Source organism: Seminibacterium arietis (assembly GCF_042675725.1).
In the GTDB taxonomy this organism is placed as follows: Bacteria; Pseudomonadota; Gammaproteobacteria; order Enterobacterales; family Pasteurellaceae; genus Seminibacterium; species Seminibacterium arietis.
Genome location: NZ_JBHTJN010000012.1, coordinates 163510 through 182737 on the forward strand (window position 1 = coordinate 163510; position 19228 = coordinate 182737).

Genomic DNA, 19228 nt, shown 5'->3' on the forward strand with positions numbered 1-19228 from the left:
CTCGAATAAATGAAAAAAATCTTTAAAATAAGAAAGAAAATTCTAGATTAATCCCATTTCTGAGAAAGAAAAATATTGACCTTTGCCGATGATAAAATGATCTAATGTACGAATTTCAACTAGTTCAGCAGCTTGCTTAATTTTTTGTGTGATCATTTTATCTGCCATGCTTGGTTCTGATATTCCAGAAGGATGATTATGAGCTAAAATTATAGCTGCGGCATTACAATAAAGTGCAGCTTTGATAATTTCTCTTGGATATACTGCCGCACTGTTAATTGTGCTGAGGAGCATCTCTTCTTTTTTGATCAGACGATGTTGATTATCTAAAAATAAGACCATAAAAATTTCTCTTTCTTTGTTTTCCAATTCCGTTTGTAGAAACATTCTGACTAAATCTGGATTAGTAAATTTATAGCCTTCTTCCAATTCCTGTAATAAATAACGTCTAGTCATTTCCGTACAAGCTTGTAATTGAATAAATTGTGTAATACCTAAGCCTTTGATTGAACAAAACTGTTTTTGCTCAGCAGTAATTAAATTTCGAAGTGAGCCAAATTGATTTAATACTATTTGTGATAGTTGCATGACTGGACAGTCTTTGATTCCTGTGCGTAAAAATATTGCTAGCAATTCATGATCTGCTAATGTGCTAGCACCAAATGTTAGTAATTTTTCACGAGGCATTAATATTTTTATTTTTTCTTTTTCCATAAAAGTGTTCTCTTTTTCATAAATTTTTCTATCTTTTTCATAAAATTGTGAATCTATCAATTAAGTAATGATATTTTTAGAACGAAGATCACAAAAATAACATTCTTTCTTTGCAAAATTTACAGTAAAATGACCGCACTTTTCGGTTTTCCAATTAATAGGAATGAAAATATGTGTGAACTTGAAGGAAAACGCATTGTTGTGGGGATTTCAGCGGGAATTGCTGCATACAAATCTATTGAGCTGATCCGTTTGTTACGTAAAGCTCGAGCAGAAGTGAGAGTCGCTTTAACACCAAGTGCGATAGAATTTGTTACTCCTTTGACTTTACAGGCTATATCTAGCAATCCAGTTTATCATTCTTTATTAGATCCACAAGCTGAAGCTGCAATGGGGCATATTGAGCTAGCAAAATGGGCTGATTTTGTAGTGATAGCACCTGCAACAGCAGATTTTATTGCTCGTTTAACAGTTGGAATGGCAAATGATTTATTGTCAACTTTGTGTTTGGCAACTCCAGCTCCTATTTTGCTTGCTCCAGCAATGAATCAACAAATGTATCAGCAAACTGTAACACAACAAAATTTGGTTACACTTAAGCAACGTGGAGTACAAATTATAGGACCAAATGCAGGCGAACAAGCTTGCGGTGATGTAGGCTTTGGGCGAATGGCAGAACCTCATCAAATTTTTACCGCACTTTGTGAACAGTTCCAAGAACAGTCGCTTGCTCATTTAACTGTTACAATTACAGCAGGTCCCACTCGTGAGGCTCTTGATCCTGTTCGATATATTAGTAATCATAGTTCAGGTAAAATGGGTTTTGCGATTGCTGAAGCCTTTGCTAGACTCGGTGCAACGGTTAATTTAGTTGCTGGTCCAGTACATTTGCCAACACCATTAAATGTTAATCGTATTGATGTAGTTTCTGCTATTGAAATGGAAAAAGTAGCATTAAATTATGCTAAAGAAAGCCAAATATTTGTAGGATGTGCTGCTGTAGCTGATTATCGTGCAGAAAAAATTGCATTGAATAAAATCAAAAAAACAGAGAAAAATGATGAACTAACGCTAAGATTGGTAAAAAATCCTGACATTGTTGCGAATATTGCAGCTCTTGAGCAGAAGTATCGTCCTTTTGTTGTTGGATTTGCAGCAGAAACAGAACAAGTTGCTCAGTATGCACAAGATAAATTAAAGCGGAAGAATTTAGATTTAATTTGTGCTAATGATGTATCAAATGGTCTAGTTTTTAATTCTGAACAAAATGAGTTGCAGTTATTTTGGCAAGGTGGCAGTTTAACTTTACCACGATCAGATAAAAAATATCTAGCAACGCAGTTAGTTTTTCAACTTATTGAAATTTATAATAAAAATTATTGTTTATCAAAGGGATAAAATGAAAAAAATTAATGTGAAAATTCTTGATACTCGAATTGGTAAAGAGTTTCCTTTGCCTGCTTATGCAACGCCAGGATCTGCTGGTTTAGATCTGCGGGCGTTGATTGATCAGGAAATTGAGCTAAAACCTCAGGAAACAGTATTAATTCCAACAGGGTTATCTGTTCATATTGCAGATCCTAATCTGGCAGCGGTTATTCTTCCTCGTTCAGGTTTGGGTCATAAGCATGGAATCGTATTAGGAAATTTAGTAGGGTTAATTGACTCAGATTATCAAGGACCTTTGATGGTATCTTTATGGAATAGAAGTAATGAGCCATTTAAGATTCAAGTCGGGGATCGCATTGCTCAATTAGTATTTGTTCCCATTGTACAGGCTGAATTTAATATCGTCTCTGAATTTGAACAAACTGAACGCGGCGAAGGTGGTTTTGGTCACTCAGGTAAGCAATAAATTCAGGTGAGATAATGGAAAAAAACGTCAAACGTAGTGTTAAGGAACGTCGCCAGCAAGTGCTTACCGTATTAACTCACATGTTACACTCAGAAAGAGGCATGGAACGCATCACTACTGCTCGTTTAGCGACACAAATAGGTGTCTCGGAAGCTGCACTCTATCGATATTTCCCAAATAAAACGAAAATATTTGAAGCACTAATCGATCATATAGAAAGTAGCTTATTTAGTCGAATTTCGGTTTCATTGAAAAATGAAACACATACCATGAATAGAGTGCGAGACATTATACAAATGATTTTGGATTTTGCACGTAAAAATCCTGGTTTGACTCGAGTTATAACGGGACACGCTTTAATGTTTGAAGATCGTCAATTACAGATTCGTGTAGCACAGTTTTTTGAACGTTTAGAATTACATTTTGTAAATATTTTACAAATGCGAAAATTGCGAGAAGGTAAAACTTTTCAAGTGGATGAACGAATTATTGCTTCTTATCTCGTTAATTTTTGTGAAGGACAGCTTGTGCGTTATGTTCGTTCTAATTTCCGTTATATACCAGGTCAAGGATTCGAACAACAATGGAAACTCATTGAGCTATTATTTGCATAATAAAAAAATTTAGGTAACATTAGATGATTATTCCATGGCAGGATTTAGAAAAAGAAACCTTAGCTAACATAGTTGAAGCCGTTATTTTACGTGAAGGTACTGATTATGGTTTTGAAGAACTTTCTTTAGAATCCAAGAAAAAGAATTTGTTAGCTAAAATTTATCAAGGAAGTGCAGTAATTGTTTGGTCTGAATTACATGAATCTATAGATATTAGAGATAGCATGGAGTTTATGAAGTGAAAATTAATTGGAGTATTTAAGTGCAAGAACAACAGAGTTTGATAGAAAAAACAGTGGATCCTACTTTAGAGTGGTTTCTTTCTCATTGCCATATTCATAAACATTCCTCAAAAACAACGTTGATTCATGCAGGTGAAAAAGCAGAAACACTTTATTATTTAATCCGTGGTTCAGTGGCAGTTTTGATTAAGGATGAAGATGGTAAGGAAATGATTTTAACCTATTTGAGTCAAGGTGACTTTTTTGGTGAAGCAGGATTGTTTGAAGAAGATCAATATCGTTCTGCTTGGGTCAAAGCAAAAAGTGCTTGCGAAATAGCTGAAATTTCATATAAAAAATTTCGTCAGCTAGTTCAAGTTAATCCTGAAATATTGATGTATTTAACAGCACAGCTTGCACGTCGTTTACAAAATACCTCAAGACAAGTGAGTAACCTTGCTTTTCTTGATGTAACAGGCCGCATCGCTCAAACTCTGTTACATTTAGCGGATATGCCAGATGCTATGACTCACCCAAATGGTATGCAAATAAAGATCACTCGTCAGGAAATTGGTCAAATGGTTGGTTGCTCTAGAGAAACTGTTGGTCGTATCCTAAAAATGTTAGAGGATCAACATTTGATCTCTGCTCATGGTAAAACTATCGTGGTTTATGGTACAAGATAAGGATTTTATTTGTCGATGATAGAAAGACCGAGTTTTAACTCGGTCTTTTAATTCTATTGAACATAAGTGTCTTAGATTACTTATTCTTCACCTTTTTCCACTGCACTTTTTATTGTGAGGCAAACTTCAGCTGAAATCATTTTATTAAGAATATCAGTAATTTTATTTAACTGATTAATATCTGCTTGATTATCTTCGATAAAATAACCATTCTGTTTTAAACTTGCAATGAAAGTCGAAAATACAGCTTTATCGAAAAATTCTGGGGCATTGATACCATGTAATACAGAAAGACGTTGTGCTATTGATTGACTTTCTTTTTCCAAAGTAGAGCGAGGAATAGCAGGATCCTTTTGTAAAAGGCAAACAGTAATATAATAGCGTTGTAAAATTTCACGCATGCCAGCAGACCAAAGTTGCAATGTTCTAACATGTGATTTATTGATAGAAAGGATACTTCTTTGATAATGAATGAGTTCTTGACGCTGTAATTCTGCAATTGTACTTTCTATATAGTTGTTAAGTTCTTGCTCTGAAAAATGTAAAAATAATTCTCCTTTTAAGAAAGGATAAATTAGATTAATAGCCTGTAATACTAGTTCTTTCTGAATAGTTTCGTAATGCAAAACGATACTTGCTACTAATGAAGGTAATACAAATAAATGTTGAATATTATTTCGATAATAAGTCATCAATACAGCAGAATTACGTTCTAATCGGATAATTTCACCAAAGTTATCTTTTTCAACTAGAATTCCCACTTTGTCTAAATTTAATACATGCTCCAACATTTTTACCGCACTTTCAGTCGGTACAATAATATCCTCAGAATAAGGAACATTCTGCAAAAATTGCTGATAACTTGTGAGTTGTTCTAGTAATTGTTCACGACTTAAAGCACGTTGTCGGGAAGATAATAGAGCAGTTCCCGTTAAATTCATGGCATTCGCTGCGGCTGCTTTATTAATATTGATCATAACTTGATTGGATATTTCATCGACCGCCGTACTAAACCAGCGAGGACGTTCCTCATCAGAAGCTTCTTTCCAGTTAGGAAAATATTGATTTAAGTAATTACTTAATGTAATTGGCTCTCCAAAATTAACGTATCCCTTACCTAAGTTACGCAACTTTTTGATAACACGCAGAACGAGTCCTGCATTTTCTTTTTCTTTTGCCGCACCACGTAGCTCTTTTGCATAAGTATCTACTTCCAACACATGCTCGTATCCAATATAAACGGGTACAACAGAAATAGGTCTAGTCTGGCGTTGTTGTAGTGCTTGTAATGTCATCGACATCATTCCAGTTTTGGGTGAAAGTAAACGCCCAGTACGAGAGCGTCCTCCTTCAATAAAGTATTCCACGGAGTAGCCACGATAAAATAACTCAGCTAAGTATTCGCGGAAAATAGTGGAATATAGGCGATTTCCTTTAAAAGTGCGGCGAATGAAAAAAGCACCTCCGCGTCGGAATAAATTACCCACGGGCCAAAAGTTTAGATTAATTCCAGCAGCAATGTGTGGAGTTACAAGACCCTGATGATAAAGCACATAAGAGAGCAATAAATAGTCAATATGACTACGATGACAAGGAACATAAACAATTTCATGTCCTTCTAGAGCTAGTTTGCGAACTCGATCTGCATTTCGCACATCAATGCCTTGATAAAGTTTATTCCATAGCCATCGTAAAAAACGATCCGCTACACGTAGCCCTTCATAGCTGACATTTGCAGCAATTTCATCTAATATTTTGTAAGCTTCTTTTTGTGCTTTTTCAAGACTTATTTTTTTATTTTTAGCCTCATCTTCAATCGCTACTAGTATAGTTGGTAGTTGCAGTAATTTATTGAACATCGCTTCGCGGTTTGGTAAACGAGGTCCTGTTGCTGAAATGCGTTGTTTAGAAAAATGGATTTTAGCCACTCGTGCTAATTTATGTGAGATTTTCTCATCAGAGCCATGTTCGTTCACCATGTAACGAAAAGATACCGCTTGTGAAAAGCGAACAAAAGTATCACGACCAAACCAAATTGCTGCGACAGTTTTTTGAATACCATTAAGAAAACGCAATTTAGGTAATCCTGATTTTTTCTCATGACCAGGAGAGCGTCCCCATAATACAGATACGGGGATTAATTGGACATCTAATTGTTCAGAAGTGCGGTGTAATTCTAAATATTTATTGAAAATAGTGATAGTTTCTTGTTTTGCACCTTTTGATTTAAAGAAACGTCGCCCTTCATCCAAAAAAACAAAGCGAGGAAGTTTCGTACTATTGATCTGGTTTTTCTCAAATGGATCAGGTAAACCTACGCTTAGACAATTCTTACGACAAATAACTAGATCTGTTTGTGAAGTATAAGGCAAGATGTAAACGATAGGTTGTGTTGTATCAAGTTTTAGTTCTTCAATGGGGTGATGAGGAATAGGGTTATTTTTGACTAAAAATGATAATGGTAGTTCAAGTAATTTTCGATATAGGTTCAGAATGCTGGACATATTAAGTTCCGTTGCTAATTGATTTGTTCAGAAAATTGGGGGTATTTTAACATAAAAATTAGTATTTCTTCACTAGTAGTGACAAAGAAAGATTGCAACTAACTATTTTATGTATATAATGACAGTAATCATGTATATAAAAACAGGGTTTAAAATATGAGTATGTTTAAAGCACTAACAGCTCGCCAGCAGGAAGTTTATGATTTACTCAAGCGACACTTAGAAACTACAGGTATGCCACCAACAAGAGCTGAAATTTCAAAAGAATTAGGATTTCGCTCTCCTAATGCAGCTGAAGAACATTTAAAAGCACTAGCTCGTAAAGGTGTGATTGAAATAATTGCTGGAGCATCAAGAGGTATTCGTCTTTTAGCTGAAGAAATGAATGAACCTGATGGTTTGCCTCTTATAGGGCGAGTTGCAGCGGGTGAACCCATTTTAGCAGAGCAACATATTGAAGGGACATATCAAATAGATGCTAATATGTTTAAACCGCAAGCAAACTTTTTATTAAAAGTTCACGGTCAGTCAATGAAAGATATTGGTATTTTAGATGGTGATTTGCTTGCTGTACATAGCACGAAAGACGTGCGAAATGGACAAGTTGTTGTTGCTCGTATTGAAAATGAAGTTACAGTGAAGCGTTTAGAACGGAAAGGGGCGATTGTGTATTTACGTGCTGAGAATGAAGAGTTTGAACCAATTATTATTGATTTATCTCAACAACCCGATTTTGAGATTGAAGGGATTGCAGTGGGAATTATTCGTAATAATGCATGGATGTAATTTTTTCTTGTGCTATTTATTTAAAGTCTGTATAATCTCGCACCTTACAGCCATATCATATTTTTCGTTCCTTGCTTCCGCAAGATTGGTGGCTGGTCTTATAGTCGGAGGCTGATTAACCCGTAAGGAGCAGTAATGCGTCACTACGAAATCGTATTTATGGTTCATCCGGACCAAAGCGAACAAGTACCAGGCATGATTGAACGTTATACAGGTTCTGTGAAAGAAGCTGGCGGTCAAATTCATCGTCTAGAAGATTGGGGACGTCGTCAATTGGCATACCCAATTAATAAATTACACAAAGCACATTATGTGCTTATGAATGTAGAAGCGCCTCAGAAAGTCATCGACGAGCTAGAAACAACGTTCCGTTACAATGATGCTATTCTTCGTAACGTAATTATTCGTACTAAGCACGCCGTAACAGAAGCGTCCCCAATGGTTAAAGCACGTGAAGAACGTAAACCTTTAGCTGAAGTTGAAAACAACGATTTTGAGGATGCTGAAGAGTAATTTGAAAATTGATAACCGTTTATCACTAATTGGTAGAGTTGCTGATTATCCTAAACGGAGTAAAAGCCCTAGCGGAATTGAGCATTGTTGTTTTAACTTAGAACATCGCTCGGAACAGTTGGAAGCAAGTTTTAAGCGTCAAGCTTGGTGCAAAATAACTGTTCAAGTTAGTGGTCGTCAATTGATAGAAAAAACTCAAAGCATTACGGTCGGCAGTAAATTATTAGTAGCGGGTTTTATAACCTCACACAAGAGATCAAATGGTCTAACACAGATAGTATTACATGCCGAGCAAATCGAATTTATAGATTAGGAGACTAGCCATATGGCACGTTATTTCCGTCGTCGTAAGTTCTGCCGTTTCACAGCGGACAATGTAGTTGAAATTGATTATAAAGATGTAGCTACATTAAAGAACTATATAACAGAAAGCGGCAAAATTGTTCCAAGCCGTATTACCGGTACTCGTGCGAAGTATCAACGTCAATTAGCTCGTGCGATCAAGCGCGCTCGCTACCTTGCGTTGCTTCCATACACTGACACTCATCAGTAATTTAAGGAGAAACGGTAATGCAAGTAATTCTTTTAGATAAAATCGCTCACCTAGGTCAAGTTGGCGATAAAGTTGAAGTTAAATCTGGTTTTGCTCGTAACTTCTTGATCCCACAAGGTAAAGCAGTTATGGCGACCAAAGCAAATATTGAGTACTTCGAGGCTCGTCGTGCTGAATTAGAAGCAAAAGCTGCTGAATCATTAGCTGTCGCACAATCACGTGCAGCTAAGTTAGTAGAATTAGCTACTGTGACCATTGCTTCTAAAGCAGGTGATGAAGGCCGTTTATTCGGGTCTGTCACTACTCGCGATGTTGCTGAGGCAGTAACAGAAGCTGGTGTTGAAGTTGCTAAGAGTGAAGTTCGTTTATCATCTGGACCACTCCGTACAACAGGTGAACATGAAGTTCGCTTCCAATTCCACAGTGAAGTATTTGCAACGCTAACGATTAATATTGTTGCAGAGTAATTTCTGTTAACTTATTAAACCCAGTTTATTACTGGGTTTTTTATTTTATACTGCTTTTCTTGCTTTCCTTTGTAGCTAATGTCAAACTTAGTAATCACGAATAGATCTTGTTGGGTTTTACTCTATGTCTAGAAAATCTGTATCACAAAAAATTTTAAAAAAAAGCATCGCACTTTGTGATCCTAATTATGAGCAAGAATTGAAAAAATATGGAAATCCAATTCCGAGTAGAGAATTTATTTTAAAAATTATTGACCAGTATAATTCTCCTATGCCAAGAGAAAATATATTGAAATATTTCAATATTAAATATAAAGAACAACAAGAAGCTATGTTTCGTCGTTTAAGAGCAATGGAAAATGATGGGCAATTAATTTTTACTAAACGACACTGCTATGCGTTACCAGAAAAACTAGATTTGCTGAAAGGAACCGTGATCGGACATCACGATGGTTATGGTTTTTTGCGAGTAGTTGGAATAAAAGAAGATTATTTTATTCCAAATAATCAAATGAGAAATATAGTACATGGAGATTTTGTATTAGCTCAACCAAGTGGAATAGATCGAAAAGGACGAGCAGAAGTTCGTATTGTTCGTCTATTAGAAAGTCGTGTTAAACCAATAGTAGGACGATTTTTCCTTGAAAACGGAATTGGTTTTGTTGTGCCTGATGACAGTCGAATAACAAGAGATATTTTAATTCCAGATGAATATCGCAATAATGCTAGAATGGGGCAGGTAGTGATTGCTGAATTGAAAGCTCGTGAGTTGAGGAATTCTCAACTTATAGGGTCCATTTCAGAAGTACTTGGTGAAAATATGGCTAAAGGTATGGAGACTGAAATTGTTATTCGTCACCATGATATTCCTTATGAATTTCCAAATGCAGTTAAAAAACAAGTAAAAAATTTAACTGAAGAAGTATCACAGGAAGCAAAAAGAAATCGTGTGGACTTGCGTAATTTGCCTTTAGTTACTATTGATAGTGAAGATGCGAGAGATTTTGATGATGCTGTATTTTGTCAGCCTGAAAGAAATGGTGGTTGGCGGCTTTGGGTAGCAATTGCCGATGTTAGTTATTATGTGCGGCCTCATTCTGCACTGGATAAAGAAGCTTATTTGAGAGGTAATTCTGTATATTTTCCAAGTCGAGTAGTGCCAATGTTGCCTGAAGTGCTTTCTAATGGGTTATGCTCTTTAAATCCACAGGTAGATCGCCTTGCTATGGTCTGTGAATTATGTATTTCATCAAAAGGTAACATGGAGAGTTATCAGTTTTATGAAGCGGTGATTAATTCTCATGCACGTTTAACTTATAATAAAGTAGCAAAAATACTAGATGGTGACATAGAGTTACGATCTAGGTATCAAAAATTAGTACCGCACTTACAAGCACTTTATGCACTGTACCAAAGTTTAGTAAATGCTCGCCATCAACGTGGGGCGATTGAATTTGAGACAATTGAGCCAAAATTTATTTTTAATGAAATGGGGAGAATTGACTACATTGAGCCGATTGCTCGTAATGAAGCCCATAAAATTATTGAAGAATGTATGATTTTAGCTAACGTAGCTGCAGCGGATTTTGTGCAGAAGAATAGTGAACCAGCACTTTATCGAATTCATTCCGCACCAAGTGAAGAAAAATTAATAGCATTGTATAGTTTTTTAGGTGAATGTGGCTTGAGTTTCAAGAGAGGGCGAAAAGTTACAACTATAGATTATGCTAAATTATTAGAAAAAACTAAAGATCATCCAAGTCGTGATTTGATCCAAAATATGTTACTGCGTTCTCTTAGTCAAGCTATATATGATACTGACAACATTGGACACTTTGGTTTAGCTCTTGAAGAATATGCTCATTTTACTTCTCCAATTAGACGTTACCCTGACTTGACTTTACATCGTGGAATTAAATACTTGTTAGCAAAGCAGGCAGGAAGTAAGAGAAAAACCACAGATACGGGCGGTTATCACTATAAGTTTGATGAAATGGATTTAATTGGTCAGCATTGCTCTATGACAGAGCGTCGAGCGGACGAAGCAACTAGAGAGGTAGTCACTTGGCTGAAATGTGAATATATGCAAGATCACGTAGGTGAAACGTTCAACGGCGTAGTATCATCAGTAACAGGTTTTGGACTTTTTGTAAAATTGGATGAACTGTTTATTGATGGGTTGGTGCATATTTCTACTTTACTTAATGATTACTATCAATTTGATTCAACACATCATCAGTTAATTGGGGAAAATTCAGGAACTGTTTATCGAATTGGAGATAGAGTTAAAGTAAGCGTTATCGCAGTTAATTTGCAACAAAAACAAATTGATTTTACATTATTAGATACTGAACGTAAGCCTCGTCGCTTAGGAAAAACAAAGAAAGATAAATTAAAAAAATTTAAAGAGTTACCGCCTTCTAAAGATAAGAAAGTCAAAGAAAATAAAAACAAAAAAACAGAAAAAAGTGCGGTGAAAAAAATAAAAATTTCAAGAAAACAGAAAAAAGTTAAGGAAATTTGATGTCAGAATATATTTACGGTATTCATGCAGTAAGGGCATTATTGATGAATGCCCCCGAGCGTTTAGTAGAAGTGTACGCTTTGAAAGGACGTGATGATAAACGTTTACAACCCTTATTGAACGAACTTTATCGATTGGGTATTTCAGTTCAATTTTTTAATCGCCAGACAATGGATAAAAAAGCACAAGATGAAGCTCATCAAGGGTTGATTGCTAGGATTAAAGTAGCTAGAGAATTGAATGAAAATGACTTAGCGAAAATTTTACAAGATAGAGAAAATCCATTGCTGTTAGTGTTAGATGGCATAACGGATCCTCATAATTTAGGAGCATGTTTAAGAACAGCAGATGCAGCAGGTGTCTGTGCAGTTATTGTACCTAAAGACAAATCAGCACAGCTAACATCTACGGTTCGTAAAGTAGCTTGTGGTGCTGCTGAGACTGTTCCTTTAATAAAAGTGACAAATTTAGCTCGTACTTTGCGTGATTTACAAAGTCAATTTAATATTTGGGTAGTTGGTACTGCTGGGGAAGCGACTGAGACTATTTATAAAAGTAGATTAACGGGACCTTTAGCTCTTGTTATGGGCGCAGAAGGAGATGGAATGCGTCGATTGACTCGAGAAACTTGTGACCAGTTGATTAGTATTCCAATGGCTGGAGCTGTATCATCACTGAATGTCTCTGTTGCCACAGGTGTGTGTTTATTCGAAATAGTTAGACAGCGTTTAGCTAATTGATAGTGACTAAAAGTGCGGTAAATCTTTGTGAGTTTAAATCACTAAAATAATGACCGCACTTTATTGTTAGAAAAAAGTCATGATAGATATTTTTCTTTCAATTTTTTTGCTACAGAAAGTTGTTCTTCCGTTGCTTTAGCAGTCATTGGTTCACGGCAGAATCCTGCATCGACACCTTCTAGTTTTAGTAATTCTTTGATAGTTAGATATAAACCGTTGGCAAGTATTCCCTCAATAAGATCATTAGTAACATGTTGAATTTCTAATGCTTCTTCTAATTTTCCTGCTTTAGTTAAATTAAAAATTTGTCTTGCACGGATACCATTAACGTTGAATGTGCTACCAATTGCACCATCTACTCCTAATGAAACTGCGGGGAGCATCATTTCATCGAATCCAGCCCAAATTAAACGATCTGGATAGGATTTTTTTAAACGCTCTAATAGATAAAAATCTCCTGCTGTGAACTTTACTCCTAGTATTTTCGGATTTTGATAAAGCTCACCAAATTGAGATATGCCCATATTCACACCTGTGAGGAATGGAATTGAATAAACAATCATATTATTGCCTGTTTCAGCAATGATTTTATCGTAGTAGTGTTTGATTTCAGCAAAACTAAACTTATAGTAAAAAGGTGTAACTGCAGATAAACAGTCGTAGCCAAGCTCAGTTGCATATTTACCTAGTTCTATTGCTTCATGCAAATTAACGCTACCCACTTGGGCGATTAATCCAACTTGATCTTTAGCTTCATCTTTAGCTATACGGAAAATTTCTTTTTTTTCTTTTGTAGAAAGCATAAAGTTTTCGCCAGTACTACCGCCAACATACAATCCATCTACTTTCATTTTATCAATGTTATAGCGGATAATTTGACGTAATCCTTTTTCATTAATTGAGCCGTCTTCATTATATGAAACTAATAATGCACTGAAGATGCCTGTTAATTTTTTCATCATTTTCTCCTAGTTAGTAAATTATTTAATTTGTTGTTCTAAAATAACATCAACGGTTTTTTGTTTCATTTCGATTGCATTTTCTTCTTCTATTTGAATAATCAATGCATAAATAAGATCTAACACAAAAAGTTGTGCGATTTTTGTACCAATAGAGTCACCTTGTAATTGACCTTGTTTGTGTCCATTAATCAGAACATAGTCAGCCACTTCAGTAATTGGTGAACGCAGATTATGAGTTAATGCAATAGTTGTTGCTTTATTTTTTTTAGCAATCTGCAAGGCGTGGGTTGTTTCTTTTGAGTAACCAGAGTGACTTATTCCAATAACGACATCATGACTATTCATTAAAGAAGCTTGCATATACATAAAGTGGTTATTAGATATAGCATCAACTTGCAAACCAATTCGCATTAACTTGTTTTTAGTGTCTTCTGCGGTTATTCCTGATGAGCCTACACCAAATAAGAAAATTCTTTTTGCTTTTCTTATTACTGAAACTACTTTTTTTAATTGATTAAAATCAAGCAAATTAATGGTTTCATTAATGACTTTATTAATAGAGTTTTGTAGTTTTTCAGCAATATGTTTTGCATCATCAGATTTTGTTATGTTGCTTTCTAATAGTAGATTGGATTGCTTCTTCTTAGTGGCTAATTCAATAGAAAGTTGTAATTTAAAATCGGTGAATCCTTTAAATCCTAATGTGCGACAAAAACGAATAAAAGTTGCCTCACCAACATCAAATTGTTGTGCAATTTCAGAGAGAGAACAACGGCTGAGTAGATCTGGAGAAGATAAAATCATTGACGCAATTTTTTTCTCTGTTTTAGTTAAACTATTGTATAACGCACCTATTGTATCAAGAATATTTCCGCTAACGGCTAGCATAATCCCTCCGAGTTTATTGATTGATTAGTTGGTAGGGGATTTTTACAACTAATTTTTTTATATGTGTTGGTTTGCCCTCAATTTTGCAACAAGGTTTATGCACTTCATAAGGAAAGAAAACCGCAAACATTTTAGGTTGTAACACGACCGCACTTTTGCATGGAATATCAGGAGTAAGTTGATAATCATCAGTATCTACATAATCAGAATATTGATTTAAATCAGGATAGCTTAAACCGTATTCAATACAATCTACACCAGAGATAATTACTTGAACATCAATGTGGTTACGATGAATTTCTGCTTGTTTGCTTTCTGCGGAAGTTGCTTCTGTTTCCATAACATTCATGTAAATTTCATCAGTAATATTATGTCGTCCAGTTTCTAATTTAGTAAGATCCAATGAATTTAAATAATCGCAAACATCAGCGATTACGTTAGGCAATGCCACGTTAAAATCAGATCTAGTTAAATCACCCAAAATCATGATCACTCCTTATTAAATTGGTTTAAAGATTGTTCTAGCCAGTAGGCTGCTCCAATTAATCCAGCATCAGCACCGTATTTTGCTGTTTCTAATGAACAATGGTAAATAGGAGGCATGCTGTCTAAATACTGTTTGACTAAACTCAAATACCCTTCTGCTAATCCTACGCTACCACCAATAACAGTTTTTTGGATATTTAATCCAATAACCATGTCTGCAATTAAATTAGCAATAGCAGAAGCCGATCTTTGCACAAGTGCGGTCGCTTTTTCATGGTTTTTGTGAAATAAGTCGAAAACTTGTTTAGGGGTAAGAGGAGGATTCCATTGAGAAGAAACTAACTCAATTGCTCTGCCAGCAGCTATAGCTTCAACACAACCTATACGCCCACAACCACAGACTGGACCTCGTGGATCTGCTAAAGAATGACCAATATGTCCTGAAATACCATTTGGACCAGTAGTAAGTTTGCCATCTAAAATAATACCGCCACCAACACCAGTAGAAACTGTAATAAATAGAAAATTTTGTATTACACTTTGATCTTGTTCTTTGTACTCAGCACAAACAGCAGCCTGTACATCATTAAGTAAACCAATAGGTTTATCGGTGTATCTAGCAATGCTCTCTTTGAGTGGAAAATTAGCTAATCCTCCTAAATTTTTAGGATTAAGTGCAGTTAAGATACCTTTATCAATAATGCCTGTAGATGCTACTGCAACGGCATCAAATTGTCCTTTATAAGAATGAAGAATAGCGTCTAATACAAGATGCATTTCTGTAGCTACATTTTGTTGTGGTGTAGCAATCTGTTGGCGTTGATGAACTATTCCTTGTTCAATAATTGCAGCAGCGATTTTGGTACCGCCAATATCTAATGCTAAACAACGCATGATTATTCCTTAGCTGATTTCACAGCATTACTAAACCAACTGACAATGTGTTCTAATCGAGTAAGAGCAGAACCAACAGTTACACAATCAGCTCCTATTGCTATTGCTTCCTTTGCTAGTTCAGGGGTATTGTAACGACCTTCTGCCATTACATAACAACCTGCGGCTTTCAAGTCCTTAACTAATTGATAATCTGGTTCTTGCGGAACTTTATCACTTGTGTATCCTGACATTGTACTACCAATAATATCGAATCCTAGTCGCTGACAATAAAGTCCTTCTTCTAAATTTGAACAGTCTGCCATAGCTAAGCATCCATTTTCTTTAATTTTTTTCACCGCACTTTTAATATCTACAGGACGAGGACGGTTAGTTCCATCAACAGCAATAATATCAGCACCAGCAGCAGCTAAGTCATCAATGTCCTGTAAAAATGGTGTAATCCTTACGGGACTATCTGATAAATCACGTTTTACAATACCAATAATGGGTACATGGACTTTATCACGAGTAGCTTTCAGATTTTCAATTCCTTCGATACGTATGCCACTAGCACCTCCAATAACAGATGCTTGGGCCATTGCGGAGACGATTTCTGGTTTATCTAAAGGACCATCATCAACAGGTTGGCAGGAGGCAATCAATCCATATCTAATTTGGTCTAAAATTGCTTTATGTGATAATTTTGACATATAAACTCCAATAAAAATAAAATAAAAGAAGTTAATCTTCTTTTTTGATAGGATAATCATATAGGAATAAAAAACAAGTAAAATAATTGAAAATTGAGATCTTGATCATAAAAACGGAGTGATATTTCAAAGTATACTAAGAGGTAATAATTTTATTTTGATATTTTTGTTATTTGGATTCAAATACAGAGAAATGTAAAAAATAGCGGTATTTTTTCTCATTTTACCTATTTTAAGGTACACTATAGTATGTTTTTTAGAATAGTGACAGTATTATGCGTTTATTAATTTTCATGCTTGCGGCAATTTTATTAATGTTCCAATATGATTTCTGGTTTGGAAAGAATGGTTATATAGATTGTCTGGAGACAAATAGAGAAATAGCAATTCGCAAACAGGAAAATGATAAATTAATAAATAGAAATCAAGAAGTTAATGCTGAAATTAAAGACTTAAAAGAAGGTGTAGCAGCAATAGAGGAACGAGCAAGACTAGAGCATGAAATGATTAAAGATGATGAAACATTTTATCGGATTGGAAAAGAGTATAAATAGAGTATAAAAAAATATGCAAAAAAGAGTGGATAAAATTATTGCGATAGTACCTGCAGCAGGTGTTGGTAGCAGAATGCAAGCAGATAGACCTAAGCAATATCTTGAAATTCAAGGAAAAACAGTATTAGAACATTCATTGAATGTATTGTTGGATTATCCACCAATTGCTAAAGTTATTGTCGCTGTTAGTAAAGATGATCCTTACGTAGAAAGTCTTTCATTCCTACATAGAGAAGAAATTGAACTAGTTCATGGTGGGGATAGTCGAGCAGAATCAGTATTTAATGGGTTGAAACAAATTCAAGATGCTGAGAATACTTGGGTATTAGTCCATGATGCAGCTCGTCCTTGTTTAACTCATCAGGATTTAGATCAGCTAATACGAGTCGTTGATGAACACGGTGCAATTTTAGCTGTGCCAGTAGTTGAAACCGTAAAAAAAATGACTATTGATAGACGTATTTTGGCTACAGAAGATCGATCTTATTTTTGGTTAGCACAAACACCTCAATTTTTTCGTGCAGATTTGCTGAAAAAAGGATTGGCATTCGCATTAGAACGAAACTTACAAGTAACAGACGATGCATCTGCAATGGAATTAATAGGGTTTCAACCGCACTTAGTGACAGGACGGCGTGACAATATTAAAATTACTCATCCAGAAGATTTAGCTTTAGCAGAATTTTACTTAGCTAAAAAACTAACTAAGATTTAAAGGGGGAATTTATGGCGGCTACAGAAGGAGCAAACTATCTTATTAGCGTTGTGACGTTATTAACAGCAGCAGTAGTAGCAGTACCACTGTTTAAGCGACTCGGTTTAGGGGCTGTATTGGGATATTTAGCAGCAGGACTTGTGATAGGACCTTTTGGTTTAGGGTTGTTTACTGATCCAAATAGCATTATTCATATTGCTGAACTAGGTGTAGTAATGTTTCTTTTTATTATAGGGTTAGAAATGAAGCCATCTCATATCTGGGGGCTTCGTAATCATATTTTTTGTTTAGGTACGTTACAGATAGGATTATGTACAGCGGTTTTAACTGCGGTTGGAATTTTAGTTGGTTTAGAATGGCAAATCGCTTTCGTTTGTGCAGCTGGCTTTGTATTGACTTCTACAGCAATTGTAATGCAAGAATTAAGTGAACGAGGAGATATGGCTAGTCCACGTGGGCAACGAATTGTTTCAATTCTATTATTTGAAGATTTGTTAATTGTGCCATTATTAGCGTTCATTGCTTTCATTGCTCCCACAGACCCTGAACATATTACTCTTGCTGCGACACCATTATGGCAAAGAATCGCAATGAAAGGTGCCGTACTTGTTGTGTTGATTGCGGCAGGATTATGGTTATTGAATCCATTGTTTAGAATGCTTGCAAAAACTAAAATTAGAGAAATGATGACAGCTGCTGCATTGTTAGTGGTCTTAGGATCTGCATTGCTAATGGAAATGGGTGGACTTTCAATGGCAATGGGAGCATTTTTGGCTGGTGTATTATTATCGGAGTCAAGTTTTCGACACCAGCTGGAAGCTGATGTAGAGCCATTTCGAGGTTTATTACTAGGGCTATTTTTTCTTGGTGTAGGAATGTCCTTAGATTTGGCTGTAGTAGCACAGAATTGGTGGGTGATCTTGCTTGGTGTTATTGTATTTATGCTATTAAAAGCACTGTGTATTTATGTAGTTGCTTTAATAACACGAACGCCAAATGGAGATGCAATTGATCGTGCAATTATTATGGCTCAAGGTGGAGAGTTTGCTTTTGTGTTATTTTCTACAGCAGCAAGTTTACGAGTAATCGATCAAGAGATACAAGCTAACATTACTGCTATTGTCGTTTTATCTATGGTATTAACTCCTGTATTTGTTATTTTGCAGAAGAAATATATTATTCCTCGCTTTAAAAATACGACTTATCAGCCAGCAGATCATATTGATGATCAGCATCCTATTGTATTAGTTGGTTTGGGGCGATCAGGTCAAGTAATTAACCGTTTATTAGTGATGACGGGACATCATCCTACCGTAATAGATAAAGACGCAGCATTAATAGCGGGGATGAAAAAAATAGGTATTAAAAGCTATTATGGTGATGCAAGTCGTCCTGAATTGTTGCATGCGGCGGGTGTGGATAATGCAGAATTATTAATTGTTGCAATTAATGATCCTCATCAAGCCATCCATATTGTTGAAATTGCTAGAAAAATCAATCCAAAAATTAAAATCATTGCTAGAGCTTACGATCAGATGCACGTATATGATTTATATCATGCTGGAGCAGATATTCAAGTTCGTGAAACATTTGATTCTTCAGTTAGAATTGCACGAAAAGCGTTAAGACAGCTAGGAATGGATGCTGAAATTGCTGATGAAATTTCGAAAACGTATTTTTATAAAGATCGTCACAGTTTAAAATTAATGGCAGAAGTATACGATCCAAAAATCGATCGTTTTGAAAATAAAGAATTGATTAGAATGGCATTAGATATTAATCAGGAGATTATGGCAGAAATCCAGCAAATCATGAGTAAGCAAAAGTAATTTAAACAGTTAGTTAAGTTGAAATAAAAGT

22 protein-coding genes are annotated in these 19228 nt (G+C 35.5%); 15 read left to right on the forward strand and 7 right to left on the reverse strand.

From position 1 onward, the window contains the following. Nucleotides 1-42: 42 nt before the first annotated feature. Nucleotides 43-714, reverse strand: coding sequence for a RadC family protein (radC, locus tag ACFQ02_RS07980; RefSeq protein ID WP_380821505.1), 672 nt, complete (start codon nt 712-714; stop codon nt 43-45). Between the two features lie 171 nt (nt 715-885). Between radC and coaBC the strand changes: the two genes are divergently transcribed. From coaBC to crp, 5 genes are read left to right on the forward strand one after another with little or no spacing between them, the layout of a single operon-like run. Beyond that, nucleotides 886-2112 carry a bifunctional phosphopantothenoylcysteine decarboxylase/phosphopantothenate--cysteine ligase CoaBC gene (gene coaBC / locus ACFQ02_RS07985; protein ID WP_380821508.1) on the forward strand — a complete coding sequence of 409 codons (1227 nt, stop codon included), beginning with the start codon at nt 886-888 and terminating at the stop codon, nt 2110-2112. 1 nt (nt 2113) lies between these two features. Then, nucleotides 2114-2569: a dUTP diphosphatase gene (gene dut / locus ACFQ02_RS07990; protein WP_380821511.1), complete on the forward strand. Its 456-nt coding sequence runs from the start codon at nt 2114-2116 to the stop codon at nt 2567-2569. Nucleotides 2570-2583: 14 nt separating this feature from the next. Further along, nucleotides 2584-3183: a nucleoid occlusion factor SlmA gene (gene slmA / locus ACFQ02_RS07995; RefSeq protein ID WP_380821514.1), complete on the forward strand. Its 600-nt coding sequence runs from the start codon at nt 2584-2586 to the stop codon at nt 3181-3183. A gap of 23 nt (nt 3184-3206) precedes the next feature. Beyond that, nucleotides 3207-3425 (forward strand): YheU family protein, encoded by a 219-nt coding sequence (locus ACFQ02_RS08000; protein ID WP_380821519.1) that lies wholly within the window; start codon nt 3207-3209, stop codon nt 3423-3425. A 20-nt stretch (nt 3426-3445) separates the two neighbouring features. Further along, entirely contained in the window at nt 3446-4090 is a 645-nt protein-coding gene (crp, locus tag ACFQ02_RS08005) for a cAMP-activated global transcriptional regulator CRP (RefSeq protein WP_380821523.1), read from the forward strand. A gap of 80 nt (nt 4091-4170) precedes the next feature. Here crp and plsB read toward each other — a convergent pair whose 3' ends face one another. Further along, nucleotides 4171-6594, reverse strand: coding sequence for a glycerol-3-phosphate 1-O-acyltransferase PlsB (gene plsB / locus ACFQ02_RS08010; protein ID WP_380821526.1), 2424 nt, complete (start codon nt 6592-6594; stop codon nt 4171-4173). Between the two features lie 156 nt (nt 6595-6750). On the opposite strand from plsB, the gene lexA reads away from it, so the two are divergent. The 7 genes from lexA to rlmB all read left to right on the forward strand — a co-directional run bounded on the left by lexA (nt 6751) and on the right by rlmB (nt 12177). Further along, nucleotides 6751-7380, forward strand: a complete 630-nt coding sequence (gene lexA / locus ACFQ02_RS08015; protein ID WP_380821530.1) for a transcriptional repressor LexA — start codon at nt 6751-6753, stop codon at nt 7378-7380. A 135-nt stretch (nt 7381-7515) separates the two neighbouring features. Beyond that, nucleotides 7516-7893, forward strand: coding sequence for a 30S ribosomal protein S6 (rpsF, locus tag ACFQ02_RS08020; RefSeq protein ID WP_380821533.1), 378 nt, complete (start codon nt 7516-7518; stop codon nt 7891-7893). Further along, nucleotides 7880-8206, forward strand: coding sequence for a primosomal replication protein N (gene priB / locus ACFQ02_RS08025; protein ID WP_380821536.1), 327 nt, complete (start codon nt 7880-7882; stop codon nt 8204-8206). The genes rpsF and priB overlap by 14 nt, the downstream gene beginning before the upstream one ends. Before the next feature lie 12 nt (nt 8207-8218). After that, nucleotides 8219-8446, forward strand: a complete 228-nt coding sequence (gene rpsR / locus ACFQ02_RS08030) for a 30S ribosomal protein S18 (RefSeq protein WP_380821539.1) — start codon at nt 8219-8221, stop codon at nt 8444-8446. Nucleotides 8447-8463: 17 nt separating this feature from the next. Then, entirely contained in the window at nt 8464-8913 is a 450-nt protein-coding gene (gene rplI / locus ACFQ02_RS08035; RefSeq protein WP_380821541.1) for a 50S ribosomal protein L9, read from the forward strand. 124 nt (nt 8914-9037) lie between these two features. Beyond that, nucleotides 9038-11437: a ribonuclease R gene (gene rnr, locus ACFQ02_RS08040; RefSeq protein ID WP_380821544.1), complete on the forward strand. Its 2400-nt coding sequence runs from the start codon at nt 9038-9040 to the stop codon at nt 11435-11437. Beyond that, entirely contained in the window at nt 11437-12177 is a 741-nt protein-coding gene (rlmB, locus tag ACFQ02_RS08045) for a 23S rRNA (guanosine(2251)-2'-O)-methyltransferase RlmB (RefSeq protein WP_380821547.1), read from the forward strand. The genes rnr and rlmB overlap by 1 nt, the downstream gene beginning before the upstream one ends. A gap of 77 nt (nt 12178-12254) precedes the next feature. Here rlmB and nanA read toward each other — a convergent pair whose 3' ends face one another. Genes nanA through ACFQ02_RS08070 form a run of 5 tightly spaced genes read right to left on the reverse strand, consistent with a single transcriptional unit; the run spans nt 12255 to nt 16099 of the window. After that, complete coding sequence (gene nanA / locus ACFQ02_RS08050) at nt 12255-13136, reverse strand: N-acetylneuraminate lyase (protein ID WP_380821550.1); 882 nt, start codon at nt 13134-13136, stop codon at nt 12255-12257. 21 nt (nt 13137-13157) lie between these two features. Beyond that, nucleotides 13158-14027: a MurR/RpiR family transcriptional regulator gene (locus ACFQ02_RS08055; RefSeq protein ID WP_380821553.1), complete on the reverse strand. Its 870-nt coding sequence runs from the start codon at nt 14025-14027 to the stop codon at nt 13158-13160. Between the two features lie 13 nt (nt 14028-14040). Next, nucleotides 14041-14514 (reverse strand): N-acetylneuraminate anomerase, encoded by a 474-nt coding sequence (gene nanQ / locus ACFQ02_RS08060; protein ID WP_380821555.1) that lies wholly within the window; start codon nt 14512-14514, stop codon nt 14041-14043. Nucleotides 14515-14516: 2 nt separating this feature from the next. Continuing rightward, nucleotides 14517-15407, reverse strand: coding sequence for an N-acetylmannosamine kinase (locus ACFQ02_RS08065; protein ID WP_380821558.1), 891 nt, complete (start codon nt 15405-15407; stop codon nt 14517-14519). A 2-nt stretch (nt 15408-15409) separates the two neighbouring features. Continuing rightward, nucleotides 15410-16099, reverse strand: a complete 690-nt coding sequence (locus ACFQ02_RS08070; RefSeq protein WP_380821561.1) for an N-acetylmannosamine-6-phosphate 2-epimerase — start codon at nt 16097-16099, stop codon at nt 15410-15412. A gap of 275 nt (nt 16100-16374) precedes the next feature. Here ACFQ02_RS08070 and ftsB point away from each other — a divergent pair, with 275 nt between their 5' ends. From ftsB to ACFQ02_RS08085, 3 genes are read left to right on the forward strand one after another with little or no spacing between them, the layout of a single operon-like run. After that, nucleotides 16375-16653 carry a cell division protein FtsB gene (ftsB, locus tag ACFQ02_RS08075; RefSeq protein ID WP_380821563.1) on the forward strand — a complete coding sequence of 93 codons (279 nt, stop codon included), beginning with the start codon at nt 16375-16377 and terminating at the stop codon, nt 16651-16653. Nucleotides 16654-16666: 13 nt separating this feature from the next. Further along, nucleotides 16667-17368: a 2-C-methyl-D-erythritol 4-phosphate cytidylyltransferase gene (gene ispD, locus ACFQ02_RS08080; protein ID WP_380821566.1), complete on the forward strand. Its 702-nt coding sequence runs from the start codon at nt 16667-16669 to the stop codon at nt 17366-17368. An 11-nt stretch (nt 17369-17379) separates the two neighbouring features. After that, nucleotides 17380-19197, forward strand: coding sequence for a monovalent cation:proton antiporter-2 (CPA2) family protein (locus tag ACFQ02_RS08085; RefSeq protein WP_380821568.1), 1818 nt, complete (start codon nt 17380-17382; stop codon nt 19195-19197). Nucleotides 19198-19228: the final 31 nt, after the last annotated feature.